We start from the raw sequence: 24,631 nt of genomic DNA on the forward strand, positions 1-24,631 counted from the left end.
ATCGACTCCACGCGACACTTGTTTATTAAGAAGGACAAGCCCAAGAGAGCCGCGCTCCGCAGCGGGCGAGCCGGGCGGCGCAGCGCCGTTCGCCGCATCGAGCGCCCCCGTTACCGTGACCTCAGTTGCGCATAATGTATATTATGTAAATATAAATGCTGCAACCTTGGCTTGCGCCTTACGAAAGGCTTTAGTTTGCGCACTTCATGGTTTTCCTTCTTCCTTCTTCAGCCCCCTGGGGCGCGCACCCCAAAGAGAGCCGTGAAGTTCGCCGTCGTCTGATACGCCACATCCTCGAATCGGATGTTCCTCAGGCGCGCGACTTCCTCGGCCACGTGCATCACGTAAGCCGGCTGATTCATCTTGCCGCGATGTGGCACGGGTGCGAGGTACGGAGAGTCGGTCTCGATCAGCATGCGGTCCATCGGCACTCTGCGCGCGACTTCCTTCAGCGCGACGGCGTTCTTGAACGTCACGATGCCTGAGAACGAGATGTAGAACCCGAGATCCAGGGCCGCAGCGGCAACGTCCCAGGACTCCGTAAAGCAGTGCATTACACCGCCAACCTCGCTGGCTCGCTCTTCACGCATCAAGCGCAGGGTGTCCTGGGCAGCAGACCGGGTATGGATGATCAAGGGTTTGCCTGTCTCACGTGCGGCTCGGATGTGGCAGCGGAAGCGTTCGCGTTGCCATTCAAGATCGCCGGTCAAACGATAGTAGTCGAGCCCGGTTTCTCCAATCGCCACAACCTTGGGATGCGCAGCCAGAGCGGCGAGGCCGTCGGTCGTGGGTTCTTCGACCCCTTCGTAATCGGGATGGACCCCTACAGACGCGAATATCTCGGGAAATTGCTCGGCGATCCGTAGAATGGCGGGAAAGGTCGAAAGGCCGACCGACACGCAAAGCGCGGCGCCGACGCCATTCTCCTTCATCCGCCGAAGGATGCCATCGAGATCCCCTGCCAATTCCGGGAAGTCGATATGGCAGTGGGAATCGACCAGGATGGGCGATGTCATCGATGCGCCCCCTGCATGCATCGCTGATATGAAAGAAAGAGGTGCTCCAGCACGAGCCGCGGATTCAGAGGATGTCGCACGCGCGATTCCCCCAGCACCAGTGCGCGATAGAATCTCTCCAGTTGCACGGCGTCAGCGTGCTTCGCGAGTTCCTGCAGAGTCTGCGCGAAGTCCGGGTTGTAGCGTATGTGGCCGGTAAGCCGCATCGACACAAGGTCATACGTCCATTTCTGAAGCCAGCCGAGTACTCGAGACAGTTCACGACCCTCGTGAGTCGCCGCGAAACCAACCGGATCGAACGCCCGGGCTGCCAGATGCTCAAGAAACGATTTGCGTCGCTCCGGATAATCGCCTCGTGTGTTGTCCAGCGCTTGCAGTGGAGCGAAGCCCGCGTCGGCGAGCGCCTGTGCTGGGTGCTCGATGCCCTCTTCCAGCATCCAAGCCGTGCTTTCCTCCGGGATGGGAATGCGCATGGGGAGTGCCCGGCAGCGGCTACGCACCGTGGGTAGAATACGGTGGATGCGGTGAGCCACCAGCAGCAGGACGGTGTCGCGCGGAGGTTCTTCGAGCGTCTTGAGCAATGCATTCGCCGCATTGACGTTGAGTTCATCGGCGGGGTGCACCAAGACCACCTTCTTTCCCTGGCGGTGCGCCGAAAGGTCAAGGAATCCCGCCAGTGCCCGGATCTGCCCCACCGCGATCTGACTACCCCCCTGCTTCGTCCGTCCGGATCCGGTATCTGTACCCGGTTCTTCCACTGTTTCGAATGCCTCGGGCTGGAGAAGCTTGAAGTCGGGGTGTGACTCCTGCCGATACCAGTGACAGGACAGGCATGACTCACACGGATCCAGACCGGGGCGGGAGGTCTCGCAAAGCAGCGCCTGCGCGAGCACTTTGGCAAAGTGAAGTTTGCCGATCCCTTTCGGTCCATGAATCAGGAACGCGTGTGGAAACGCCTGCCCCCCGAGTTGCTGCCATAACTGTTTCTGCCAAGGAAATATCATTGCTTCATATACTTGTCATTATTACTTCAAGTTGTTCTCTAACATTCTCAACGGACACGTCGGCCTTTACCAAGCGAATGCGCCGAGGCGACGCTGCCTGCCGCTGCAGGTATACGGCACGCACACGTTCGAAGAATGACGTCTGTTCCTCCTCGAAGCGGTCACGGGCCCGCGACCGATCCAGTCGCGCAATCGCACACTCGACAGAGACGTCGAAGAGCAGCGTCAGGTCTGGCTGCAGGTCTCCCTGGACCCACTTCTCCAGTGCGGCCAGGCGTTCAAGCGCGATGCCTCGCCCGCCGCCTTGATAAGCCATGGTCGCGTCGGTGAAGCGATCACACACCACCCATTCCCCGGCCTCGATGGAGGGTCTGATCACCTTCGCGATATGTTCCTGCCTCGCGGCGAACATCAAGAGCGCTTCAGTCTCGGCATCCATCGGCTCCTGCAAGAGCAGTTCACGCAGTCGCTCCCCGACCGCTGTACCTCCGGGCTCGCGCGTGACCCGCACCATCTTGCCGCCCGCGCGCAGCCGATCCGCGAACCAGGCGAGATGGGTGGTCTTGCCAGCCCCGTCGATTCCCTCGAAGGTGATGAACTTGCCTCGTTTCACGATGGTTTGCCACCCCTGCACAAGGTCAATGGCGTCCTCTCTGATAGCGGTCCACGGCGCGATTGTGCTCTTCCATGGAGGGGGAGAAGTGACTCGTACCGTCACCTCTTGCGACGAAATAGAGCGCGTCGGTCTTCGGCGGGTTCAACGTTGCAGAAAGCGATGCGAGGCCGGGCATCGAGATCGGTGTCGGTGGCAGGCCCGGGCGAGTGTAGGTGTTGAAAGGCGTGTCGCGCTGCAGGTCGGCTTTCCGCAGATTTCCGTCGAAGGCCACACCCAGTCCGTAGATGACGCTCGGGTCGGTCTGCAGTTTCATGCCGCGCCGCAGCCGGTTCACGAACACGGCTGCAACCAGCGGGCGGTCCGCCTCGGCACCAGTCTCCTTTTCGACGATCGATGCGAGGATCAGCGCCTCGTACGCAGAATTGAAAGGAAGGTCGGATGCGCGCGCGCTCCACAGGCTATCGAGGCGCTTTTGCATTCCCTCACGCGACTGCCGCAGGACATCGAGGTCGCTCGCACCACGGCTGAAGCGATAGGTATCCGGGAAGAAGAGCCCCTCGCCGCTTGCGTAGCCGGACACACCTAAGCGTTCCAGCAACTGCGCCTCCGACAGCATGCTGCTGTCGTGACGGAGATACGGATGCTCGGCCAACGCCTGACGTATCTGGCGTAACGTCCAACCTTCCACCAGGGTGATCTGCTCCTGGACCACATCTCCCCGCCTGAGTTTCTCGATCAGCTCAAGGGGCGTGATGGCGGCTGCGATCTCGTAGCTTCCCGCCTTGAGGCTGGCGTCGTCACCCTGGAGCCGCGCGAGCAGTTCGAAGCGCCACGGCTCCGTCAGCACGTCGGCCGCGACCAGCTGTCGCGCGATGCTTCTCAGACTGCTGCCGGACTTGAGCTCGAAGGCCTTCGGCAGCGCACCACGCAATGGTAACGGAGCGTGCGCGAACTGATACAGCGACGCCGTCGCGATCGCAATGGTCCCTACTGTCGCGACCACAAGCCACGCGATAAAGCTCCTAATCCTCGGCACCATCCAGCCAACCCCTCACACGGACGGTCCATTCGCTTCCTTCCCAAGTGCGATCTGCCAGACTTCGAACCCGCCACGCGCCGATCAGGCTGTTGACGAGGACTACCTCGTCCGCCCCCAACAGATCGTCCCAGGAAAGGTCGACAACCCGAAGCGGCACACGGTCGCGCACCGCCGCGTCGATGATGCGCTCTCGCGTCACCCCGGAGACGCCACAGCGCGACAGATCCGGCGTCTGCAGCACTCCCTTGCGAACAGCGAAGATGTTCGTGGCGATACCCTCGATGACGTGACCTTCCGCGTCGAGGAGCAGGCCTTCCGCCACGGTGTCGTCCGCCCATTCCGCGCGTGCGATGACGTTCTCGAGGCGATTCAGGTGTTTGACCCCCGCAAGCCGAGGCTGTATCGCGAGCCGAAGCCGGCACCGACGAACGTTGACACCCTGTTCGCGATGCCCAGCCGGATACGACGGCAGCGGACCTGCCGACACGATTCGAGTGGGAAGCGGGGAGGCGGGCGCCGCGTATCCGCGGGGACCTTCGCCACGCGTGACGATGATCTTGCCTGCGGCCTCAGGCAAGCCGGAGGCCGCGATCGTCAGTTCGGCGAGCAGCGTGTGCGAAGGGGGGCACGGCAGGCCGATGGCGTCGCAATCCGCCTGCAGCTTTCGATAGTGACGCGCCCAGCAGACCGCCCTGCCCGCGCGCAGCAAGCAGGTTCGGAATACACCATCACCGTAGGCGAGGCCGCGGTCTGCCGGATTCACCGCTCCGTTCGTTTGGCCATTGACGAGAATTCCCATGGCCTTTGTGCGGAGTTTCGAAGTCACCCGCCCTCGACCGGCAGCGGGGCCTCGTGAGCGAGTTGGCCTAGATCCGCCGGAAAACCAGTGTGGCGTTCGTTCCGCCGAAGCCGAACGAGTTGGACACGGCGACGCCTATCTTCATCTCGCGCGCCGCGTTGGGAACGTAGTCGAGGTCACACTGCGGATCGGGATCGACAAGATTGATCGTCGGCGGAGCCAGCTGATCGCGCACCGCAAGCACCGAGAACACGGCTTCGACACCGCCAGCGGCGCCCAGAAGATGCCCGGTCATCGACTTGGTGGAACTCATGGCGACCCGCTTCGCGCTCTCGCCGAGGCAACTCTTCACCGCAACAGTCTCGGCAATGTCACCAAGCGGTGTCGACGTCCCGTGAGCGTTGATGTAGTCGACCTCGTTGCTGTTGACACCTGCACTCTGGAGCGCGTTGCGCATGCAGCGCGCGGCGCCCTCGCCATCCTCGCAGGGCGCTGTAATGTGGTAGGCGTCGCTGCTCATGCCAAAGCCTGCGAGTTCCGCGTAGATGCGCGCCGCGCGCTTCCTGGCATGCTCGAGTTCTTCCAGGATGAGCATGCCTGCGCCCTCGCCGAGGACGAATCCGTCGCGCCCGATGTCCCAGGGACGGCTCGCTCCCGCCGGATCGGCATTGCGCACGCTCAAGGCGCGCGCCGCGCAGAAACCACCGATGCCAAGGGGAGACACGGTGGACTCGGCGCCACCTGCGATCATCACATCGGCATCGCCATACTCGATGAATCGCGCCGCGGTACCGATGCAGTGATTGGACGTGGCGCAGGCAGTCACCATGGAGAAGTTCGGTCCCTTCACCCGATACATGATCGAGATGATGCCCGAGATGATGTTGATGATCGTGCCCGGCACGAAGAAGGGGCTGATCTTCCGCGGCCCCGATTCGGAAATCACGCGATGGGTATCCTCGATCATCGGCAAACCGCCGATGCCCGAGCCGATGTTCACGCCGATCCGCTCCGCGTTCTCTTCGGTGACCACGAGGCCGGCGTCGGCGATTGCGTCGACGGCGGCAGCGACCCCATAGTGCACGAAAGTGTCATAGCGGCGGGCTTCCTTCGCCGATATGTACCGCGCGGGATCGAAGTCCTTCACCTCTCCCGCAATGCGGGAAGAAAACGCCGATGCGTCGAAGCGGGTGATCGGACCGATTCCCGAGCGCCCCTCCCGCACATTTGCCCACGCGGCGTCGATCGAATTGCCCACGGGGCTGACGATGCCCAAGCCCGTGACCACGACTCTGCGTCTGCTCACCTGCGCACCCCTGCGTCCGGATCTGCCGCTGCGGCTGCGAGCCGATCAGCCGAGGTGCGACTTGATGTAATCGATCGCCTGCTGCACGGTGGCGATCTTCTCGGCCTCCTCGTCGGGAATCTCGCATTCGAATTCCTCTTCGAGGGCCATCACGAGCTCGACCGTATCCAGGGAGTCGGCACCGAGGTCGTCGACGAACGACGATTCGTTCTTGATTTCGGATTCGTTGACGCCCAATTGCTCGGCGACGATTTTCTTTACACGTGCTTCGATGTTGTCCATGGTATCCCCATCCCTGTCAGTAACGCAGCGGGTTAGCGGTATTGCGTGGAATACGGGCCGCAGCCCGCGGGTGTCGAAAAGTTCGCGAATTCTACCAGAACGAAGGTTGCGGAAGAATGCGACCGGGTGTTCCTTCAGCCGTCATTCCATGTACATTCCACCATTTACGTGGAGTGTCGCCCCGGTGATGTAGGCTGCTCCGGCAGACGCCAGGAACACCACCGCCGCCGCGATGTCTTCGCCGCGGCCCAGACGGCCCACGGGGATCTGCTGGACGAGCGCCTCGGTCTGCGCTTCGCCGAGCGCACGGGTCATGTCGGTGTCGATGAACCCGGGTGCGACACAGTTGACAGTGATGCCCCGGCTCCCCACCTCGCGCGCGAGTGCCTTGGTGAATCCGACCATGCCGGCTTTGGCGGCCGCATAATTGGCCTGGCCCGCATTGCCCATCGCGCCCACCACCGAACCGATGTTGATGATGCGACCCGTGCGCGCCTTCATCATCGTGCGCAGCACGAGCTTCGACATCCGGTAGACCGAGCGCAGGTTGGTGTTGAGGATGTCGTCCCACTCCTCGTCCTTCATGCGCACGAGCAGATTGTCCCGGGTGATGCCGGCATTGTTGACGAGGATCGAGAGCGTCCCGAACTGCTCCTGGGTACGATCGACGACGTGCTGCGCCTGCTCGTGAGAGTTCACGTCGAGCACCATGCCGGTACCGGCCAGCCCCGCTTCGCCCAGCGCCGCGGCGATGCTCGCCGCGCCCGCTTCGGTCGTCGCCGTGCCGACCACTGTTGCTCCCTGGCGGGCGAGTTCGAGCGCAATGGCGCGACCGATGCCACGGGTGGCCCCGGTCACGAGTGCAATCTTTCCCTTCATCATGAACGCACCTTCTGCAGCGCTGCCAGCGCTTCCTTGACCTGCGACGCATCGGCGAGCGCATAGAACGGGACGGCACCCGCCGTGCGCTTGCTGATCCCGGCGAGCACCTTGCCCGGGCCGCACTCCATGAGGTGCGTCACCCCCTCGCCCACCAGATAACGGATCGTATCGACCCAGCGGACCGGGCTGTAGAGCTGTCGCGCCAGGGCGTCCTTGATGGCGGTCGGGTCAGCGTGGGTCGCCACGTCTGCATTGTGAACCACTGGCACCGACGGCACCGCCAGTGTGATGCCGGCGAGGAACTCGGTCAGACTGCCTGCCGCCGGTCGCATCAAGCTGCAGTGGCACGGCACGCTCATCGGCAGCATCAGCCCGCGCTTTGCGCCGCGCGACTTGGCGAGATCGATGCCGCGATGAAGCGCGCCGTTGTGACCGGCGATCACGACCTGGGCCTGTGCGTTGAAGTTGGCGGCTTCCAGCACTTCGCCCTGCGCTGTCTCTTCGCAGATCTTGAGCACCGCGTCATCGGCCAGCCCGAGAATCGCCGCCATCCCGCCCAGACCTTCGGGCACGGCGGCCTGCATGGCTTCGGCGCGATGGCGTACGAGCGGCACCGCGTCTTCGAAGCGCAGCGCGCCGGAGGCGACCAGGGCCGAGTACTCGCCGAGACTGTGGCCTGCCAGCAGCGCCGGTGCCGGACCGCCGAGCGCCTGCCAGGCACGATACACGGCCACCCCGGCGACCAGCATCACCGGCTGCGTGTAAGTGGTGAGGTGCAGTTTTTCTGCGGGACCTTCGGCGACGAGCGTCCACAGGTCGGTGCCGAAGATCTCCGACGCCTCGTCGAACGTCTCCCGGATCTTCGGCAGGCCATCGTACTGATGCATCATGCCGACCGATTGCGAGGCCTGGCCCGGAAACACGATTGCGAGTTTCACCCTGGTTGCTCCCGTTGATCCTTCGGCCTAGAAGCGCAGCAGCGCTGCGCCCCACGTGAACCCGCCACCGACCCCTTCCAGCAGCACGCGGTGACCGCGGCGAATGCGGCCTTCGCGCACCGCCTCGTCGAGCGCCAGCGGGACCGACGCGGCAGAGGTGTTCGCATGCCGGTCCACGGTGACGACGACACGCGCGAGCGGCAGTCCGAGCCTCTTCGCGGTAGCCTCGATGATGCGGATGTTGGCCTGATGCGGAATCAGCCAGTCGATGTCCTGCACCGTGAGTCCGTTCTCGGACAGCGCCTCGTGGGCAACTTCGGACAGCACCTTCACCGCAAACTTGAAGACGGCGCCGCCGTCCATCTGCACGAACGGGCGTCCGCGCACGTTGCCGCCGGACACGTGGCCGGGAACGCTGAGGATATCGTGATACGTGCCGTCTGCGTGCAGATGCGTGGAGAGAATTCCGGGCTCGTCGGCAGCGCTCAACACGACGGCGCCTGCCCCGTCACCGAAGAGCACGCAGGTCCCGCGGTCGTTCCAGTCGAGAATGTGCGAATAGACTTCCGCCCCGACGACCAGGGCATGACGGCACTTGCCAGCGCGCACGTAGAGATCGGCTGTCGCCAGCGCGTAGATGAAGCCGGCACAGACCGCCTGCACATCGAAGGCGGGGCACGGCCCTGCGCCGAGCTTGCTTTGCAGGATGCAGGCAGTGCTCGGAAAAACGACGTCTGGCGTCGTCGTCGCGACGATGACGAGATCGAGGTCGGCGGGGCTCACACCGGCGGCATCGAGCGCGCGACGGCTCGCCTCCAAGGCGAGATCGCTCGCCAGTTCGCCCTCGCCCGCGACATGGCGCTCGCGGATGCCGGTGCGTGTCCGGATCCAGTCGTCGCTGGTGGCGACGGTCTGCTCGAGCTCCTGGTTCGTAAGTGTCCGGGCCGGTAGATATGCCCCGGTACCGGCGATTCGTGAAAAGGTCACGACGCGTCCTCCTGCAGCAAGGCCAGGCGATCGCTGATGCGCCGCAGAACGCCCTCCCCAACCTCTTCGTATGCCCGTCGCAGCGCACACTCGAACGCGAAGCTGTCCGCGGAGCCGTGGCTCTTCACGACGATCCCGCGCAGTCCGAGCAGACAGGCGCCGTTGAACTGTCGGGGATCGACGCGCTTCTTGAACGCCCTGATGATGGGCAGCGCGACGACCCCGCAAAGCCGCGTGAAGAGATTGCGGCTGAATTCCTGACGCAGATAGGAACCCAGCATCTGGGCGAGCCCCTCCGAAGTCTTGAGCGCGACGTTGCCGACGAAGCCGTCGCACACCACGACATCCGTGACTCCCTTGTAGATGTCGTCGCCCTCGATGTTGCCGTGAAAATTGAGCCCGCTGCGGCGCAGGAGCTCGCCCGCCTGACGCACGACCTCGTTGCCCTTGATGTCCTCCTCCCCGATGTTGAGCAGACCCACAGTCGGACGTTCCTTATGGCCGAGCGCCGCTGACAGAGAGGCGCCCATCACGCCGAACTGCAGCAGGTGCAACGGCGTGCAGTCGACATTGGCGCCGAGGTCGAGCATGTACGTGCTGCCCTGCATCGTCGGCAGGACCGTGGCGATCGCCGGGCGCTCGATCCCCGGCAGCGTCTTCAGGACGAAGCGCGCGGTCGCCATCAGCGCTCCGGTGTTGCCGGCACTGATACAGGCGTGCGCCTCCCCGGTCTTCACCAGATTGATCGAAACGCGCATCGACGAGTCCTTCTTGCGCTTGAGGGCCGCCGCCGGCGGCTCGTCCATGGCGACGACCTGGGATGCGGGGTGCAGCCGCAGCCGGGGACCGAGTTCGCGGTGATTCGCCTTGAGCTCGGCTTCGATCGCATCGCGCAGCCCGACCAGGACGATCACCGTGTCGTCCGTGTGTTCGAGGAAACGCAGCGCAGCAGGTACGGTGACATGGGGGCCATGGTCACCGCCCATGCAATCCACCGCAAGGGTTACGTCCATTCAGATCAGGTCTGCTGCACGCTGGCCGAACGAACGCCGGCCCGACACACGCTTGTTACGGGAACACGGCCGAAGACGGCGGTCGTCGGGCTCGACATCGCCCGCCGTCATTCGTCCCGCGGCTTGACGACCTTCTTGCCCCGGTAGTAGCCGCTCGGGCTCACGTGATGGCGCAGGTGAACTTCGCCCGTCGTGGGCTCGACCGCGAGTGGCGCGGCCGTGAGGAAATCATGTGCACGCCGCATGTTGCGTTTGGACGGCGACTTTTTGTTCTGCTGCACAGCCATGACAAAACTCCTTACTCGTCTGTCTTGCGTTGATGGAGCCCCAGCTCCTTCAGTCGTGCGAACGGTCCGCCGGCGGATTCCGGCTCGGCCGCCGGGTTCGGAGGCGCATGACAGCCTCCTTCCTCGTGGCGCGGCGCAATCGGGAGCGCGAGGAGGATTTCGTCCTCCACCCAGTCCAGCACCCGCATCTCCGCAGGCAACGGCAGATCGTCCAGATCGGGAGCCTCGTCCGCGACGTCCGGCAGCTCCGACGCATCGTTCAGGAACCGCAGCTCCCGGCGCGAGACGACGTCCTGGACGACCGCTTCGAGACACCGCTGGCAGCGTAAGGCGAGCCGACCGGACACATCGATCTGCAACCGTGGATGACCGTCGCCGTCGAGACGCCCCGCCAAAGTGTAGGCCACCTCGCCGCCGGACTGCACCAGCACATCGGCAAGCCGCGGCAGACTGGACACTGCTGCTGTGCCGGCGAGGCGGCCATCGGACCGCGCGAATTCGCGAACGTCGATGACAGGGCCTTCGCACATAAACGCGCCAATGTATTATTCTGGCTGAGTTTTGTCAAAGAAGATGTCGTCGCGAAATGCAGCGGCTGGTTCTCGCCTCCACCTCTCCCTACCGCCGCGAGTTGCTCTTTCGACTCGGCCTCCCCTTCGAAACCGCCGCACCAGAGGTGGACGAAACGCCGCGGGCCGGTGAAGTTCCCGCAGCCACGGCGCGGCGACTCGCCCGGGAGAAAGCAGCGGCAGTCGCCGGGGATTTCCCCGACGCCCTGATCATCGGCGCTGACCAGGTCGCCGAGATCGACGGCGAAGCGCTGGGCAAACCACTCACGCACGCGAACGCGGTCCACCAGCTGCGCCGCTGTTCCGGGCGATCGATCGATTTCCACACGGCGCTCTGTCTGCTCGACGCCGCCACCGGGTCGGCCGAGTTGGAGCTCGCGTGCAACCGTGTGCGCTTCCGTCGGCTCGACGACGACGCGATCGAGCGCTATCTGCGCCGCGAGCAGCCCTACGACTGCGCCGGCAGCGCAAAGGTCGAGGGCTTCGGGATCGTCCTCATCGAGGCGCTCGAGGGCGACGACCCGAACGCGCTGATCGGCTTGCCGCTGATTCGCCTCGCCGCCCTGCTCCGTCGCGCCGGCTTCGATCTCCCCTGATGACCGACCGGTCCACGCCTACGCTCTATCTGATTCCATCGAGTCTGTCTGCAGGCGATCCGCGCCTGCTGCTGCCGGCGCACGCCATCGCCGTTGCGGTAACGCTCGACCACTTCGTCGCCGAACGCGCGAAGACCGCGCGCAGCTTCCTCAAGGCCATCGGCCACCGGAGGCCGCTGCGCGACATCGCCATCGAGGAACTGAACGAGCACACACCTGCCGCGCGCATCCCGGAACTGCTGGCGCCACTGCGGGCGGGCGTGTCCTGCGGCCTCCTGTCGGAAGCCGGGTGTCCCGCCATCGCCGACCCTGGCGCTCCGCTCGTTCTTGCGGCCCACCGGATGGGGATCCGGGTACAGCCCCTGGTCGGCCCGTCGGCAGTCCTACTCGCGCTGATGGCGTCCGGATTGCCCGGCCAGCGCTTCGCCTTCCATGGCTACCTGCCGGCGGCGAAAGCGGAACGGGAAGAGCAGCTGAAGGTACTTGAACTCGAATCCAGGCGACGGCGCGAAACTCAGATCTTCATCGAAACGCCCTACCGGAATCTGCCGCTCTTCGAATCCCTGCTGGCGTCCTGCGGCGCGCAGACGTGGCTGTGCATCGCGTCGGACCTGACGGGCGCGGCAGAACACGTGTCCACGCGATCGATCGCAGACTGGCGGCGCGCCGCACCACCGGCGCTCGCCAGACTGCCGACGGTGTTCCTGCTGTACGCTGCTGACCTCTAGCGAACCGCGCTCACCGAGCCGCCCGAGAAGTGCAGAAACGCCTGCATGGCGCCCGCCCCCAGCCGTCGGGCGAAGCGCTCCAGAACGGTCTCGTGCGAGGTGAAGTCGACGACCTGATCGGCCTTGATGATCTCGCGCGCGACGTAATCGACATTGCCGAGTTCGTCCGCTAGTCCCAGCTCGATGCTGCGCTGCCCGGTCCAGACGAGCCCGTTGAACAGATCGGCAGTGTCCTTGAGGCGCTTCCCGCGACCCTGCTTCACGACCTCGATGAACTGGCCGTGGATCTCGGCCAGCATCTTCTCCGCATACTCCTTCTGTTCGGAAATGAGGGGAGAGAACGGATCGAGGAAGCCCTTCTCGCGGCCGGCCGTGATCAGGCGGCGCTCGACGCCCAGCTTGTCCAGCGTGCCGACGAAGCCGAAGCCATCCATGAGCACGCCGATCGACCCCACGATGCTTGCCTTGTCGACGAAGATCTTGTCGGCTGCCACTGCGACGTAATAGCCGCCGGACGCACAGATGTCCTCGACCACCGCGTAGAGCGGGATGGCGGGATATTTCGCGCGCAGCCGCCGGATCTCGTCGTTGATGTAGCCCGCCTGCACCGGGCTGCCGCCCGGGCTGTTGATGCGCAGCACCACGCCCTGCGTGCGCTTGTCCTTGAATGCTTCCTTGAGGCCGGACGTGATCTTCTCCGCGCTCGCCTCGCTGTCGGGGGCGATCACGCCGGAGAGATCGACCACGGCGGTGTGCTTGCTGGACAGCGCCGCATCCTTCTTGCCGATCCAACCCATGCCCACGAACAGCAGCGCGAAAAGGTAGATGAAACCGAGCGCCTTGAAGAAGATGCCCCAGCGCCGCGCCCGCCGCTGCTCATCGACCGCCGCGGTGGCGAGCTTTTCGAGGACGCTGCGCTCCCACTGCGCGCCCGGGGACTTGTCGGAGTTCGGTTCGGTCATGAAGGATTCCTGGTTGCAGGCAACGATCGACTTTTTCAGCGTACACCGATCACGTGCGTGCTGCGAACCACGCACGCAGCGCTGGTACGCTCTCCACACAGGCCAGCGGCGCACAGGCGCTCAGGGCTTCGTGCGGATGCGCACCATAGGTCACGGCGAGCGAGGCCACGCGCGCATTGCGTGCCATGTCGAGATCGTGCGTGGTATCGCCGACCATGAGCGTATGCGCGGGTTCGACGCCGAGATCACTCATGATTTCGAGCAGCATGGCCGGGTGGGGTTTCGAGAATGCCTCGTCGGCACAGCGCGTGGCATGGAACGAGGATGCGAGACGGCTCACGGCGAGCGCCCGGTCGAGCCCGCGCCGGCCCTTGCCGGTCGCCACCGCGAGCAGGAACCCGGCCGCAGCGAGCTCATCCATCATCTCCGTTATGCCGTCGAAAAGCGGAATCTCGTGGTCGCTCGCGAAATAGTGGTGACGGTAGCGGCTCGCCACGGCCTCGTGACCGGATGCCGGCAGTTCGGGGAAGAGATACGAAACCGCATCGCTCAATCCGAGGCCAATGACGTGGCGCGCGCGCTGCTCGTCCGGCGCCGGCAGATCCAGATCGCGGCTCGCCGCCTGAATGGCCGCGACGATGGCGGCCGCGGAATCCATGAGCGTGCCGTCCCAGTCGAAGACGAGGAGCTCGAAAGGGCGTGGCGACTCAGACATGGGATGGACGCTCCGCGACGATGGGCGAGCTTGCGCCCTGTGCCTGAAGAAAACGCTGCAGATCGGGCGGCAGCGCCGCGGTCAGGTCGACCGGCGCGGCCGTCATCGGATGCTCGAACGCGAGCCGCCAGGCGTGCAGGAACATGCGCTTCAGGCCCGTCCGTGTGAGCTCGCGGTTGAGCTCGAAGTCTCCATACTTGTCGTCACCCGCCACCGGATACCCGAGATGGGACAACTGCACGCGGATCTGGTGGGTGCGGCCGGTGCCGAGCTGCGCCTCCAGCAGGCTGAAATCGCCCAGCCGCTCGATCAACGTGAAGACGGTGTCGGACTCCTGACCGTCCGCCCGGACGCTCACGCGGCGCTCGCCGGCCGCGGTCACGAACTTGTGCAGCGGCAGGCTGACGCGGCGGCGCGCATCCCGCCAGCGTCCGCGGACGAAGACGAGATAGCGTTTCTCCACCTGCCCCGCCCGCAGCAACTCGTGCAGGCGCGTGAGTGCGCCGCGCTTTTTCGCCAGCAGCAGAACACCCGACGTTTCCCGGTCCAGCCGGTGCACGAGTTCCAGGAAGGGCGTCCGACCGGTCTGGCGCAAGAGCTCGATCACACCGCGGGCGACACCGCTGCCACCGTGGACCGCTAGACCCGAGGGCTTGTCGACTGCAAGCAGCCAATCGTCCTCGAAAAGTGTCGGCGGCACCAGCCGCGACGGCACGGGCCCGGCGGTCGTGGTTTCGGCTCGCACGGCGGTGCGCACCGGCGGCACACGCACTTGGTCACCCGGCTTGAGGCGGTACGTCGCATCGACCCGCCGGCTGTTCACCCGCACTTCGCCCGAGCGCAGGATGCGATAGACGTGACTGCGTGGCACGCCCTTGAGCAGCCGCGACAGGTAGTTGTCGATGCGCTGCTCGGCACTGCGTTCATCAACCTCTTGCAAAGTTACGGAATTTTTGCTTGGCGCAACCATTCTTGCTTATACTTCCGCCCTGTTCAGAGCACTCGCGCAACGCGTCAACGCGCTGCGCCGCACGGCACGAGGCCAGTTCTGGCCGCCTCTCGAGCTCGCTCCGGTGCCCTGATCAGCAACCCAAAGCATCGTTGCGTGCCAACGCGACGATAGGAATCGATACAAGCGCGCGAGCACTCTCACGGACCGGATCTAACAGCCGTCGCACGCGGCACCGAAGAAAGGCAAACCCCGGGGCTTCCTGCCAACCGAACACCTCCTTGGAACGCACCTCGAGCCTATGACAAGATGACCACTTGGCCGCTGGCGATGGCTTCGCCGGGGCGGGTTTGGCTTTCCCGTGAGATGAAGCGCGGGAGACAAGAATGAAGCGCATGCTTTTCAACGCGACCCAGTCCGAAGAGCTTCGGGTCGCAATTGTAGACGGTCAGAAGCTGATTGACCTCGACATAGAATCAGCAGGAAAGGAACAACGCAAAGGCAATATCTACCAAGGCATCGTTACACGCATCGAGCCGAGCCTGGAGGCCGCATTCGTCGATTATGGCGCCGACCGGCACGGTTTCCTGCCATTCAAGGAAGTCAGCCGGAGTCTCTTTCAGACGGGCGTCGAAGTGTCCCGCGCCCGCATTCAGGACGCTCTCAAGGAAGGTCAGGAGTTCATCGTCCAGGTCGAGAAGGACGAGCGGGGCAACAAGGGGGCGGCTCTCACCACCTTCGTCAGCCTCGCCGGACGCTATCTCGTCCTGATGCCGAACAACCCGCGCGGCGGCGGCGTTTCCCGGCGTGTCGAGGGTGAGGAACGCGACGAACTGCGCGATCTCGTCGGCCAGCTCGATGTGCCGCAGGGGATGAGCATCATCGCGCGCACTGCCGGCATCGGCCGCACGCTGGAAGAACTCAACTGGGACTTGAACTACCTGCTGCAGCTCTGGCGCGCGATCGAGAACGCCTCGCGCCAGCAGGCAGGCGCCTTCCTGATCTACCAGGAGTCGAGCCTCGTCATCCGCGCGATTCGCGACTATTTCCAGCCCGAGATCGGCGAATTGCTGATCGACACGGAGGCGATCTACGATCAGGCCCGGCAGTTCATGGGCCACGTGATGCCGAGCAACGTCAACCGGGTCAAGCTCTACAAGGACGACGTTCCGCTCTTCTCCCGCTTCCAGATCGAGCACCAGATCGAGACGGCGTATTCCCGGCAGGTGCAGTTGCCCTCCGGCGGCGCGGTGGTCATCGATCACACCGAAGCGCTGGTCTCGATCGACGTCAACTCGGCACGTGCCACGCGCGGCGGCGACATCGAGCAGACCGCCCTCAACACCAATCTCGAGGCGGCCGACGAGATCGCGCGACAGTTGCGCCTGCGTGACCTCGGCGGGCTCATCGTCATCGACTTCATCGACATGGAGTCCTCACGCAATCAGCGCGAGGTCGAGACGCGGCTGCGCGATGCGCTGCACTTCGACCGCGCCCGGGTGCAGATGGGCAAGATCTCGCGCTTCGGCCTCATGGAGCTGTCGCGCCAGCGGCTGCAACCGAGCCTGGGCGAAACGAGTAACCTGCCCTGCCCGCGCTGCCAGGGAACCGGCCAGATCCGCAGCATCGAATCGACCGCGCTCCACATCCTGCGCATCCTGCAGGAGGAGGCGATGAAGGAGAACACCGCCGCCGTGCATGCGCAGGTGCCGGTGGACGTCGCCACCTTTCTGCTGAACGAGAAGCGCTCGGACATCCACGGCATCGAGTCGCGACTCAAGGTGAGCGTGGTCCTGATCCCGAACATCCATTTCGACACGCCGCATTACACGGTCGCCCGCTTGAAGCACGACGAACTCAACCGGTCCGAGCCGCTCCCCGCGAGCTATCAGATGGTCGAGGCGCCGGCGGAGGAGGAAAAACCCGTGGTGGCGCTGCCCGAAACGGGCGCACCGCGCACGGAGGCGGCAGTCAAGGGCATTACGCCCACCCAGCCTGCACCGCTGGAAGCGCCGAAACCGCCAGCGGCCGCGCCCGCCCCTCCGGTTTCGCTGGTCGACAAGATCTTCGGCTGGTTTCGGCGCAAGCCGGAGCCGATCGCGGAAGCGGTCGTCGCACCGCCCGCCATGCCCCAGCGCGCACACCGCCGGGGACGCGGTGATCGGGAGCGAGACCGCGGCCGGTCGGACCGGCGTGAACGTCGGGACGAGCGCGAGCGCCAGGAACCGCGGACTGCGACTGCCCGCGGCGCCACTCCGGCGGCTGCAGGCGATTCGCGCCCGCCCGAACGCAGCGAGCGAGCTGAACGTCCGGAACGTGCCGAGCGCGGCGAACGCCGGGAACGTGGCGAACGTCGTGAGCGCGGGGAGCGACCGGAGCGCGGAGAACGTCCGCAACGGCAACCGCAGGCGCCGCGCGAAGTACCCGCACGGGTTCCCGTCGAGGCGGCAGATACGCCGGAGGTGCCTGCCGAGGCGGCCGAGGTGCAGGAAGGCCGCAGCCGCCGCCGTCGCGGCCGGCGTGAACGGCGACCGGAGGGCGGCGTCGGCGCACCTGCGCGGCAAGGCATGGAAGCGACAGCCGCTGCAGGGAGCGCTACTTTCCTGACGGCAGCCGACGACACGGTCGCCGAATCGACCGACCACACCGAGCCTGCGAGCGCTGCCCCCGTCGTACCCCCTGTCGTACCCGCAGTGATGGCGGAGGCGGCAAACACCGTGTCGACCACGGGTGAAGCGGAGGCGCCGGCGTCGATCCTCGTGGAACCGCCGGTTCAGGAATCCGCACCGCCCGAAGTGGTCACGGAGACACCCGCGTTGGAGCCTGCCGAGCCGCCTGCCCTCAAGCTGGTGCCGCCGCTCCCACCCGAGCCGGAACCTGAGCCCATCGTGCAGGACCGCGCCCCCGCCCCCATTCCGACCGTCCCGGCGCCGGTTGCATTGCCGGAGGGGATGGTGATGGTGGAAACGGATCCCGGTCGTACGCGTGTGGCAACCGCCTTCGAGGAGGAAGCGCAGACCGCCCCGCGTCGGCCACCGCGGCCCCGGGTCGCCGAACTCTCTCAGGGAGAGCAGACCCTGGTGCAGATCGAAACGCGGAAATAAGCCGGACTACCCGCCGCAAAGGGGCGCTGCCGAGCGCCCCTTTGTTTTTCCCGACGGCGGGATCAGTTCGGTTCGGAGACGCCAAAGAGCCTCTCCTTGAGGACCTTCAGCGCATCGCGCGCCTTCGCTGCCCGCTCGAACTCCAGATTGCGCGCGTGCTCCAGCATCTCCTTTTCGAGCCGCTTGATCGCCCGCGCGAGATCCTTCTCCGACACGACCTGCGCTGCCGCCACGGCGCGGGCCGTCCTCTCCTCCTCTGCCGGGTGCGACGGATACACGCCGTCGATCATGTCCCGCACGCCCTTCTCGACGCCCCTCGGCGTGATGCCCCGCGCGGCATTGTGTGCCAGCTGTTTCGCGCGCCGCCGCTCGGTCTCGCCGATCGCCCGCCGCATCGAATCGGTCACCGTGTCGGCATAGAGGATCGCCGTCCCGTTGAGATGCCGCGCGGCACGTCCGATGGTCTGCACGAGCGATCGCTCGGAGCGAAGAAATCCTTCCTTGTCGGCGTCGAGGATCGCCACCAGCGACACTTCCGGCAGGTCGAGGCCCTCGCGCAGGAGGTTGATGCCGACGAGCACGTCGAACTGCCCGAGCCGCAGGTCGCGGATGATCTCGACCCGTTCGACGGTATCGATGTCCGAGTGCAGATAGCGCACCTTCACGCCGTGCTCGGCGAGATAGTCCGTCAGTTCTTCCGCCATGCGCTTGGTCAGCGTGGTCACCAGCACACGCTCGCGTCTTGCCACGCGCAGACTGATCTCGGACAGGAGATCGTCGACCTGTGTCGATGCGGCGCGTACCTCGACGCTCGGATCGACGAGCCCGGTGGGCCGCACCAGCTGCTCGACGACCTGACCCTGATGCGCGCGCTCGTAGTCGGCCGGCGTGGCGGAGACGAAGATCGCCTGCGACACCAGTCGTTCGAACTCCTCGAACTTGAGCGGACGGTTGTCGACCGCGCTCGGCAAACGGAAACCGTAGTCGACGAGGTTCTGCTTGCGCGCGCGGTCTCCCCGGTACATGCCCCCGACCTGCGGAATCGTCACATGGCTCTCGTCGACGAAGATGAGCGAGCGCGCCGGAAGATAGTCCATCAGCGTGGGCGGTGGCTCACCCGCCGCGCGCCCGGACAGGTGCCGGCTGTAGTTCTCGATGCCTTTGCAGAACCCCAATTCGTTCAGCATCTCGAGATCGAAGCGCGTACGCTGCTCGACGCGCTGCGCCTCGACCAGCTTGCCCTCACCTTGGAACCACGCGATGCGCTCGGCGAGCTCGATCTTGATCGCTTCGACCGCGCGCAGCGTCGTGCTGCGCGGGGTGACATAGTGACTCGACGGATACACGGTGAATCGCCCCACCCGCTGGGTGACCTGACCGGTCAGCGGATCGAACAGCAGCAGCGTTTCGATCTCGTCGTCGAACAGGTTCACCCGCAACGCGGTCTCCGAATGCTCCGCCGGAAAGACGTCGATCACATCGCCCCGCACGCGAAACGTGCCGCGCCGGAAATCGAGCTCCGCACGTTCGTACTGCATCTCCGTGAGACGCCTGATCACGTCCCGCTGGCTGATGCGCTCGCGCTCGCGCAGGTGCAGGATCATGCTGTGATAGTCGACCGGGTCGCCGATGCCGTAGATGCACGACACGGTCGCGACGATCACGGTGTCCGGCCGCTCCAGCAGCGCCTTCGTCGCCGACAGGCGCATCTGCTCGATATGCTCGTTGATGCTGGAATCCTTCTCGATGTACAGGTCGCGCGAAGGCACGTAGGCCTCCGGCTGGTAGTAGTCGTAGTAGGAGACGAAGTATTCCACCGCGTTCTCCGGGAAGAACTCGCGGAATTCGGCGTAGAGCTGCGCGGCGAGCGTCTTGTTCGGCGCCATGACGAGCGCCGGCCGGCCGACCTGTGCGATCACGTTCGCCATCGTGAATGTCTTGCCCGAACCGGTCACTCCGAGAAGTGTCTGAAACGCGAGACCGTCCCCGATTCCCTCGATCAGGCGGGCGATCGCTTCCGGCTGATCTCCGGCCGGCTCGAAGGGTTGGTGCAGGCGGAACGGGCTGCCCTCGAAGGTCAGGACACGCCCACTGTCGGACAGATCTGTCATGCTAGAATCCTCGATAGAACAACGCTTCAGCGCGCACGCCCGGCGCGTGAGCGTAGACAGTTTATTCCCAGGTCGAGTTGTTCGCCGGTGACGAATCGCGGCACTCTGGAGAGAAGATGAGCGTACCGATTGCATTCCCGTCACTGTTCGGCACGGTAGAGATGGCGCCGCGCGACCCGATTCTCGGGCTGACCGAAGCGTTCATCGCTGATCCCCGTCCTACCAAGGTGAATCTCGGGGTCGGCGTCTATCAGGGCGATGATGGAAAGGTGCCGCTTCTCGAGTCGGTGCGCACTGCGGAACGCGCACGGCTCGAAGCGCTGCCGGCACGTGGTTACCTGCCGATCGATGGTCTCGCAAGCTACAACCAACTCGTGCAACGGCTGGTCTTCGGCGACGACTCGCCGCTGCTGGCAGAAGGCCGCGTGGTGACGATCGAGACCTTGGGCGGAACCGGCGCGCTGCGCGTTGGCGCCGATCTCCTCCGCCGCCTCTTGCCTGATGCGACCACATACCTGAGCGACCCGAGCTGGGAAAATCATCGCGCCTTGTTTGAGACGGCGGGCTTCCCGGTGGACACCTATCCGTACTACGACCCGGTCACCTTCGGCGTCAGGTTCGCGAACATGAAAGAGCGGCTGACGCAGCTTGCGCCCGGGTCGATCGTCGTCCTCCACGCTTGCTGCCACAACCCGACCGGCGCCGACCTGACGGCGGTAGAGTGGCAGGAGGTCGTCGAGATCGTCCGCGCCAGGGGCCTGGTCGCCTTTCTCGACATGGCGTACCAGGGCTTTGCGGATGGCCTCGGCGCGGATGCCATGGCACCCCGCCTTTTCGCCGACGCAGGACTTTCGTTCCTGCTCGCCACGTCATTCTCGAAGTCCTTCTCCCTCTACGGCGAGCGGGTCGGCGCATTGAGCCTCGTCACGGCCAGCGATCGCGAGGCGGCTTGTGTGCTCTCCCAGATCAAGCGCCTCGTCCGCACCAGCTATTCCAACCCGCCCACGCACGGAGCCGCTGTGGTGGCATCGATCCTGTCCGATGCAAAGCTGCGGGAATCCTGGGAAGCAGAACTCGCCGGCATGCGCGATCGCATTCGCGGCATGCGACTGAGCCTGCTGGAGAAGCTGCGCGCGCGCGGCGTGCCGACGGATTTCTCATTCCTTCTGCATCAGCGCGGAATGTTTTCGTACACCGGGATCTCTGCTGCGCAGGTCGACCGCTTGCGCGCGGACTACGGCATCTATGCGGTGAGCAGCGGCCGTATCTGCGTTGCCGCGCTCAATTCGCGCAACGTCGATTACGTCGCAGAAGCCCTGGCTGCCGTCCTCAAGAGCAGTTAGGGAAGCTCTTCGCCGCACTCCTCAGCCACCAAGCTGAAGCCTGGGTGCCGTCAGGCTCCCGCCGACGGAAATCGTGCTCGCACGCTCCTCCTCCGAGCGCAGCCGCACGGTGAAGCGCCCGACGAGTTGGTGCGAGGGCGTGATATCCAGATCCCCTCTGGCCGACAGGATCCCGGAACCGAGCTTGATGTTGCGAAAGGAAAGGTTACGGCCGGCGGACTGCAGGTTCCCCGAGAGCTCATCAAATCGCGTCGCGCCACCGCGAGCCTCGCCCGCCACGGCACCCGAGAAGTCCGCGTTATAGAGAATGCCGCGCTTGACGCGAAAGTCCGCGTTCAGACCCAGATTCTCGATCAGCGCGTCGGCGTCGCCCCCGCGAGTGGCGACCTGGCCCTCCGCGTCCAGTCGTCCGCCCACGGAGAAGTCACGGCTCATGTCGCCGAGCAAGGTCTGCAGTTCAAGGTTGGTGGCCGCAAAGCGGCCTTCCGCGAGCAGTCCGACGCTCCAGTCCAGCACCAGGTTGCCCTTGACGAGTCCGTCGTGGAGGAGCGCGCCGATGCGATCCAGCACCAGGTGATTGCCATCCAGTGTGCCGCTCGCATCCAGCTGGTCGAAGGTAAGCTCAGGCGTTGTTGGCAGCGACCATTCGCGGGCGGAGAACTCGAACGCCGAGCCCGCAAGCGTCGCCCGAGCCTTGCCATCGTCGATGGACAGGGTCGCGCGAGCGAGCTTCCCGTCGGGCACGTAACTGAGTTCAGCGGAAAACTCGAACTCCATTCCGCCGACATCAAGCTCGCTGTCCTCCAGCACCACCCGTTCCGCCCAGACTTCCGTACTTTCCCGCCGCGTGGTCGAACCGTGCAGAAGGCCCAGAAGATCCCCCACGGAAAGCTTCGCATCTTCCAGTTCAAGCAGCGCAATGGGCTTCCGCCGACCGAGCAGCGTAGACCAGCTGGGTTGTGCAATGACCTCACCCACCCGCAACGACGGTCCTACAGCGACGTCGGAAAGTTTGAGAGCAGGACGCGGCCTGAAGATAACGGCGCTGCTGCCGATGGTGACCTTGCCCGGCCGGGTCGCCAGAAGTTCCTCGACGTGAACGGTAAAGCGCTCCAGCGAGCGGTGCACGAGGAAGAGTGCAAGAGCCGCCAGGAGGAACGGGAGCAGGACGAGTCCCCGAACCGCCCACCGCTTGGCCGTTGCCGCGAAATCCACCGACGCCGATGCTTCGCCGCCCGACTGCTGCGACTGCGTTACCTCTGATCCTCCGGTTTGCCCGATTTCTTCAAGCGCCGGCTGCGGCGAGATGATTTCGATGTACTGCTCTCGCAGCAGCGTCTGGAGTGACTGTTCCAGGTCAGGCAACTCCGGCTGAAGCGAGGCGAGCCTGCCCGCGCTCGACTTGCCGTCCACCATGACAAGCGCCAGCCACGGTGCGTATGGCAGCGACCGCAGCGACACTTCCTGCTCTCCCTTCGGTGTCCTCCGAAATACGGATGAGGGATCCATGTGAGACATGAGACAACGCTAGACGTGTCTTCAGAATTCGGAGTACAGCCGGCTCACGCGTCGCTGGTGCTCCTCGGAACAGTGCATCGTCGGGTGTTCGATTGACCGAGGATAAGCGAGCACTTATTATAGGCGCCTCGAAAATTCCCCGATAGCTCAGTCGGTAGAGCGACGGACTGTTAATCCGCAGGTCCCTGGTTCGAGCCCAGGTCGGGGAGCCAGAGACTGTCGTGGCTCCTCCTGCCCTTTACCGCGGCATGGCACGACCGACCGCGGGCTGAAGGAATGTCAGATCCAGAGGTGCGCATCGCCGAAATCGCAAGCTGAACCGCCCCGAATTTTCCGGAGAGCTCCGGGTTTGAGTCAGGCTGCCATTGGCAGCCGACTCGGTGAACGATAGTACGACGCCTCCAACTCCGCCGGTGGGACATTGCCGATCGGTTCCAGCAACCGTCGATGGTTGAACCAGTCGACCCATTCCAACGTTGCGTACTCGACGGCATCCAGGTGGCGCCACGGTCCTTGATGATAGATGACTTCCGCCTTGTAGAGCCCGATGATGGTCTCCGCCAGCGCGTTGTCGTAGGAATCGCCGACGCCGCCGACGCTCGGTTCGACGCCGGCTTCTGCAAGCCGCTCGGTGTAGCGAATGGAAAGATATTGGCAGCCCCCGTCGGAATGGTGCACGACGCCCTTGGCACCCGAGCGCGCCCACAGCGCCTGTTCCAGTGCGTCCAGCACGAGCTCGGTCCGCATCGAGCGCGCCACGCGCCAGCCGATGATGCGCCGGGCGAACACGTCGATGACGAAGGCAACATAGACAAAGCCGGACCAGGTCGCCACATACGTGAAGTCGGCCACCCACAGCTGATTCGGCCGGCTCGCCTGGAATTGCCGCTTGACCCGATCCAGCGGCCGCGCCGCCGCATCGTCCGGAATCGTCGTGCGGCAACGCCGGCCGCGCACCACGCCGCGCAGTTCCAACGACCGCATTAGCCGCTCGATCGTGCAGCGCGCAGCGACAATGTTCTCGCGCTTGAGCTGCCGCCAGACCTTGCGCGCGCCGTACACGCCCGAAGTTCGCCGCGTGCACCCGCTGGATCTCGCTCTTGAGCTCGGCATCGCGCCGCGTACGTCCCGGCAGTCGCGTCGGATCGGTCTGCCGAGCCTTGGATTCGTAGTACGTCGCAGGGGCGATCGGCAACTGCGTGCAGATCGACTCGACCCCGTACTGCTCGCGATGGCGATCGACGAACTCAACCATCATTTGCCGCGGCGGTCGAGCTCCGCCTGGGCAAAAAACGCCGATGCCTTGCGCAGGATCTCGTTCGCCCACCGCAGCTCCTGGTTCTCGCGCTCAAGCGCCTTGAGCCTCGGGGAATACCTGTTCGACGTACTCATGACTCCATCCTCTCAAGAAATGGAGTCTCCGGGAATCCCAGGGCGGTTCAAGCCGTCCGCCCCCTTGCGGGCGGCTGCCCCTCTTGGATTCTCGCACCTTCCCGGCCCGCTCAATCGACCCAAGCTCGCCTGATCCGACCGAGCGTGGACCGATGGCTTCCTCCTTCCCGGTCAGAAACGCCCGGCCGCCATAGCAGCGAGATTCTTCCCCTCCCAATTTCAAGGCAGCAGTGCGTTGAACTGGCCATGTCCTCCAACTGGTGGTTAGCGGTAAACTTTCCGGCGCGCCCAGTGCGCGTACACACAAGGATATCGGGCAATCCACTATCCCGGAGTGTACCGGCTCGCATTATCTGGACACGGTATTGCAGCTCAGGCCGCCTTGCGCATGGCATAGGCCTGACGGGCTTCGTGGGGTGACATGAAGCCCAGCTTTTCAAGACGCCAGTGGCGATTATAACGGTCCTTGAACGCG

The 24,631-nt window shown here is 64.7% G+C and carries 22 protein-coding genes, 1 tRNA gene, 1 pseudogene and 1 other annotated feature; of the genes and pseudogenes, 5 read left to right on the forward strand and 19 right to left on the reverse strand.

What is annotated here, in order from left to right; genetic code table 11:
* Positions 1-227 precede the first annotated feature (227 nt).
* From JNK68_08610 to JNK68_08670, 13 genes are all read right to left on the reverse strand, one after another.
* A complete protein-coding gene (locus JNK68_08610) occupies positions 228-1,004 on the reverse strand; it encodes a TatD family hydrolase (GenBank protein ID MBL8540421.1) in 777 nt (258 codons plus the stop codon).
* An 8-nt stretch (positions 1,005-1,012) separates the two neighbouring features.
* Complete coding sequence (holB, locus tag JNK68_08615) at positions 1,013-2,020, reverse strand: DNA polymerase III subunit delta' (protein ID MBL8540422.1); 1,008 nt, start codon at positions 2,018-2,020, stop codon at positions 1,013-1,015.
* A gap of 4 nt (positions 2,021-2,024) precedes the next feature.
* Positions 2,025-2,633 (reverse strand): dTMP kinase, encoded by a 609-nt coding sequence (locus JNK68_08620; GenBank protein MBL8540423.1) that lies wholly within the window; start codon positions 2,631-2,633, stop codon positions 2,025-2,027.
* Between the two features lie 25 nt (positions 2,634-2,658).
* Positions 2,659-3,675 (reverse strand): endolytic transglycosylase MltG, encoded by a 1,017-nt coding sequence (gene mltG, locus JNK68_08625; GenBank protein ID MBL8540424.1) that lies wholly within the window; start codon positions 3,673-3,675, stop codon positions 2,659-2,661.
* Entirely contained in the window at positions 3,659-4,474 is an 816-nt protein-coding gene (pabC, locus tag JNK68_08630; protein ID MBL8540425.1) for an aminodeoxychorismate lyase, read from the reverse strand. Before pabC ends, mltG begins: the two co-directional genes overlap by 17 nt.
* 67 nt (positions 4,475-4,541) lie before the next feature.
* A complete protein-coding gene (fabF, locus tag JNK68_08635; protein ID MBL8540426.1) occupies positions 4,542-5,780 on the reverse strand; it encodes a beta-ketoacyl-ACP synthase II in 1,239 nt (412 codons plus the stop codon).
* 45 nt (positions 5,781-5,825) lie between these two features.
* On the reverse strand, positions 5,826-6,062 hold the full coding sequence (acpP, locus tag JNK68_08640) for an acyl carrier protein (protein ID MBL8540427.1): 237 nt from the start codon (positions 6,060-6,062) through the stop codon (positions 5,826-5,828).
* 141 nt (positions 6,063-6,203) lie between these two features.
* Positions 6,204-6,944, reverse strand: coding sequence for a 3-oxoacyl-ACP reductase FabG (gene fabG, locus JNK68_08645; GenBank protein ID MBL8540428.1), 741 nt, complete (start codon positions 6,942-6,944; stop codon positions 6,204-6,206).
* Positions 6,941-7,882, reverse strand: a complete 942-nt coding sequence (fabD, locus tag JNK68_08650) for an ACP S-malonyltransferase (protein MBL8540429.1) — start codon at positions 7,880-7,882, stop codon at positions 6,941-6,943. The genes fabG and fabD overlap by 4 nt, the downstream gene beginning before the upstream one ends.
* 27 nt (positions 7,883-7,909) lie before the next feature.
* Positions 7,910-8,869, reverse strand: a complete 960-nt coding sequence (locus JNK68_08655; GenBank protein ID MBL8540430.1) for a ketoacyl-ACP synthase III — start codon at positions 8,867-8,869, stop codon at positions 7,910-7,912.
* A complete protein-coding gene (gene plsX / locus JNK68_08660) occupies positions 8,866-9,882 on the reverse strand; it encodes a phosphate acyltransferase PlsX (protein ID MBL8540431.1) in 1,017 nt (338 codons plus the stop codon). Before plsX ends, JNK68_08655 begins: the two co-directional genes overlap by 4 nt.
* Positions 9,883-9,989: 107 nt before the next feature.
* Positions 9,990-10,169: a 50S ribosomal protein L32 gene (gene rpmF, locus JNK68_08665; protein ID MBL8540432.1), complete on the reverse strand. Its 180-nt coding sequence runs from the start codon at positions 10,167-10,169 to the stop codon at positions 9,990-9,992.
* An 11-nt stretch (positions 10,170-10,180) separates the two neighbouring features.
* The gene (locus JNK68_08670) at positions 10,181-10,699 is read right to left on the reverse strand and encodes a DUF177 domain-containing protein (GenBank protein MBL8540433.1); all 519 of its coding nucleotides are present in this window, start codon (positions 10,697-10,699) and stop codon (positions 10,181-10,183) included.
* Between the two features lie 56 nt (positions 10,700-10,755).
* Here JNK68_08670 and maf point away from each other — a divergent pair, with 56 nt between their 5' ends.
* Entirely contained in the window at positions 10,756-11,334 is a 579-nt protein-coding gene (maf, locus tag JNK68_08675; GenBank protein ID MBL8540434.1) for a septum formation inhibitor Maf, read from the forward strand.
* Positions 11,334-12,062: an SAM-dependent methyltransferase gene (locus tag JNK68_08680; protein MBL8540435.1), complete on the forward strand. Its 729-nt coding sequence runs from the start codon at positions 11,334-11,336 to the stop codon at positions 12,060-12,062. Before maf ends, JNK68_08680 begins: the two co-directional genes overlap by 1 nt.
* On the opposite strand, the gene JNK68_08685 is transcribed toward JNK68_08680, so the two are convergent.
* From JNK68_08685 to JNK68_08695, 3 genes are read right to left on the reverse strand one after another with little or no spacing between them, the layout of a single operon-like run.
* Complete coding sequence (locus JNK68_08685) at positions 12,059-13,024, reverse strand: S49 family peptidase (GenBank protein MBL8540436.1); 966 nt, start codon at positions 13,022-13,024, stop codon at positions 12,059-12,061. The genes JNK68_08680 and JNK68_08685 overlap by 4 nt on opposite strands.
* A gap of 49 nt (positions 13,025-13,073) precedes the next feature.
* Positions 13,074-13,739 (reverse strand): HAD-IA family hydrolase, encoded by a 666-nt coding sequence (locus JNK68_08690; protein MBL8540437.1) that lies wholly within the window; start codon positions 13,737-13,739, stop codon positions 13,074-13,076.
* Positions 13,732-14,709, reverse strand: coding sequence for an RluA family pseudouridine synthase (locus JNK68_08695; GenBank protein MBL8540438.1), 978 nt, complete (start codon positions 14,707-14,709; stop codon positions 13,732-13,734). Before JNK68_08695 ends, JNK68_08690 begins: the two co-directional genes overlap by 8 nt.
* A gap of 365 nt (positions 14,710-15,074) precedes the next feature.
* Between JNK68_08695 and JNK68_08700 the strand changes: the two genes are divergently transcribed.
* Positions 15,075-17,792 carry an Rne/Rng family ribonuclease gene (locus JNK68_08700; GenBank protein ID MBL8540439.1) on the forward strand — a complete coding sequence of 906 codons (2,718 nt, stop codon included), beginning with the start codon at positions 15,075-15,077 and terminating at the stop codon, positions 17,790-17,792.
* 62 nt (positions 17,793-17,854) lie between these two features.
* Here the strand turns inward: JNK68_08700 and uvrB are convergent, their stop codons facing one another.
* Positions 17,855-19,903 (reverse strand): excinuclease ABC subunit UvrB, encoded by a 2,049-nt coding sequence (uvrB, locus tag JNK68_08705; GenBank protein ID MBL8540440.1) that lies wholly within the window; start codon positions 19,901-19,903, stop codon positions 17,855-17,857.
* 116 nt (positions 19,904-20,019) lie between these two features.
* Here uvrB and JNK68_08710 point away from each other — a divergent pair, with 116 nt between their 5' ends.
* Entirely contained in the window at positions 20,020-21,246 is a 1,227-nt protein-coding gene (locus JNK68_08710; protein ID MBL8540441.1) for an aspartate/tyrosine/aromatic aminotransferase, read from the forward strand.
* A 21-nt stretch (positions 21,247-21,267) separates the two neighbouring features.
* Here JNK68_08710 and JNK68_08715 read toward each other — a convergent pair whose 3' ends face one another.
* Entirely contained in the window at positions 21,268-22,662 is a 1,395-nt protein-coding gene (locus tag JNK68_08715) for a hypothetical protein (GenBank protein MBL8540442.1), read from the reverse strand.
* Positions 22,663-22,900: 238 nt separating this feature from the next.
* Here JNK68_08715 and JNK68_08720 point away from each other — a divergent pair.
* Positions 22,901-22,976 (forward strand) — tRNA-Asn (locus JNK68_08720).
* Between the two features lie 142 nt (positions 22,977-23,118).
* On the opposite strand, the pseudogene JNK68_08725 reads toward JNK68_08720, so the two are convergent.
* Positions 23,119-24,129: pseudogene (locus tag JNK68_08725) on the reverse strand (IS3 family transposase).
* Positions 23,945-24,061 (reverse strand) — a sequence feature (AL1L pseudoknot). It overlaps the preceding pseudogene by 117 nt.
* Positions 24,130-24,631: the final 502 nt, after the last annotated feature.

This window comes from Betaproteobacteria bacterium (assembly GCA_016791345.1).
Taxonomy (GTDB): Bacteria; Pseudomonadota; Gammaproteobacteria; order Burkholderiales; family JAEUMW01; genus JAEUMW01.

Excerpts from the sequence above, each read along its gene's own strand:
- holB (MBL8540422.1), bottom strand. The coding sequence starts at position 2,020 with ATGATATTTCCTTGGCAGAAACAGTTATGGCAGCAACTCGGGGGGCAG.
- mltG (MBL8540424.1), bottom strand. The coding sequence starts at position 3,675 with ATGGTGCCGAGGATTAGGAGCTTTATCGCGTGGCTTGTGGTCGCGACA.
- pabC (MBL8540425.1), bottom strand. The coding sequence starts at position 4,474 with ATGGGAATTCTCGTCAATGGCCAAACGAACGGAGCGGTGAATCCGGCA.
- acpP (MBL8540427.1), bottom strand. The coding sequence starts at position 6,062 with ATGGACAACATCGAAGCACGTGTAAAGAAAATCGTCGCCGAGCAATTG.
- fabG (MBL8540428.1), bottom strand. The coding sequence starts at position 6,944 with ATGATGAAGGGAAAGATTGCACTCGTGACCGGGGCCACCCGTGGCATC.
- plsX (MBL8540431.1), bottom strand. The coding sequence starts at position 9,882 with ATGGACGTAACCCTTGCGGTGGATTGCATGGGCGGTGACCATGGCCCC.
- rpmF (MBL8540432.1), bottom strand. The coding sequence starts at position 10,169 with ATGGCTGTGCAGCAGAACAAAAAGTCGCCGTCCAAACGCAACATGCGG.
- JNK68_08670 (MBL8540433.1), bottom strand. The coding sequence starts at position 10,699 with ATGTGCGAAGGCCCTGTCATCGACGTTCGCGAATTCGCGCGGTCCGAT.
- maf (MBL8540434.1), top strand. The coding sequence starts at position 10,756 with ATGCAGCGGCTGGTTCTCGCCTCCACCTCTCCCTACCGCCGCGAGTTG.
- JNK68_08680 (MBL8540435.1), top strand. The coding sequence starts at position 11,334 with ATGACCGACCGGTCCACGCCTACGCTCTATCTGATTCCATCGAGTCTG.
- JNK68_08685 (MBL8540436.1), bottom strand. The coding sequence starts at position 13,024 with ATGACCGAACCGAACTCCGACAAGTCCCCGGGCGCGCAGTGGGAGCGC.
- JNK68_08690 (MBL8540437.1), bottom strand. The coding sequence starts at position 13,739 with ATGTCTGAGTCGCCACGCCCTTTCGAGCTCCTCGTCTTCGACTGGGAC.
- JNK68_08695 (MBL8540438.1), bottom strand. The coding sequence starts at position 14,709 with ATGGTTGCGCCAAGCAAAAATTCCGTAACTTTGCAAGAGGTTGATGAA.
- JNK68_08700 (MBL8540439.1), top strand. The coding sequence starts at position 15,075 with ATGAAGCGCATGCTTTTCAACGCGACCCAGTCCGAAGAGCTTCGGGTC.
- uvrB (MBL8540440.1), bottom strand. The coding sequence starts at position 19,903 with ATGACAGATCTGTCCGACAGTGGGCGTGTCCTGACCTTCGAGGGCAGC.
- JNK68_08710 (MBL8540441.1), top strand. The coding sequence starts at position 20,020 with ATGAGCGTACCGATTGCATTCCCGTCACTGTTCGGCACGGTAGAGATG.
- JNK68_08715 (MBL8540442.1), bottom strand. The coding sequence starts at position 22,662 with ATGGTGGACGGCAAGTCGAGCGCGGGCAGGCTCGCCTCGCTTCAGCCG.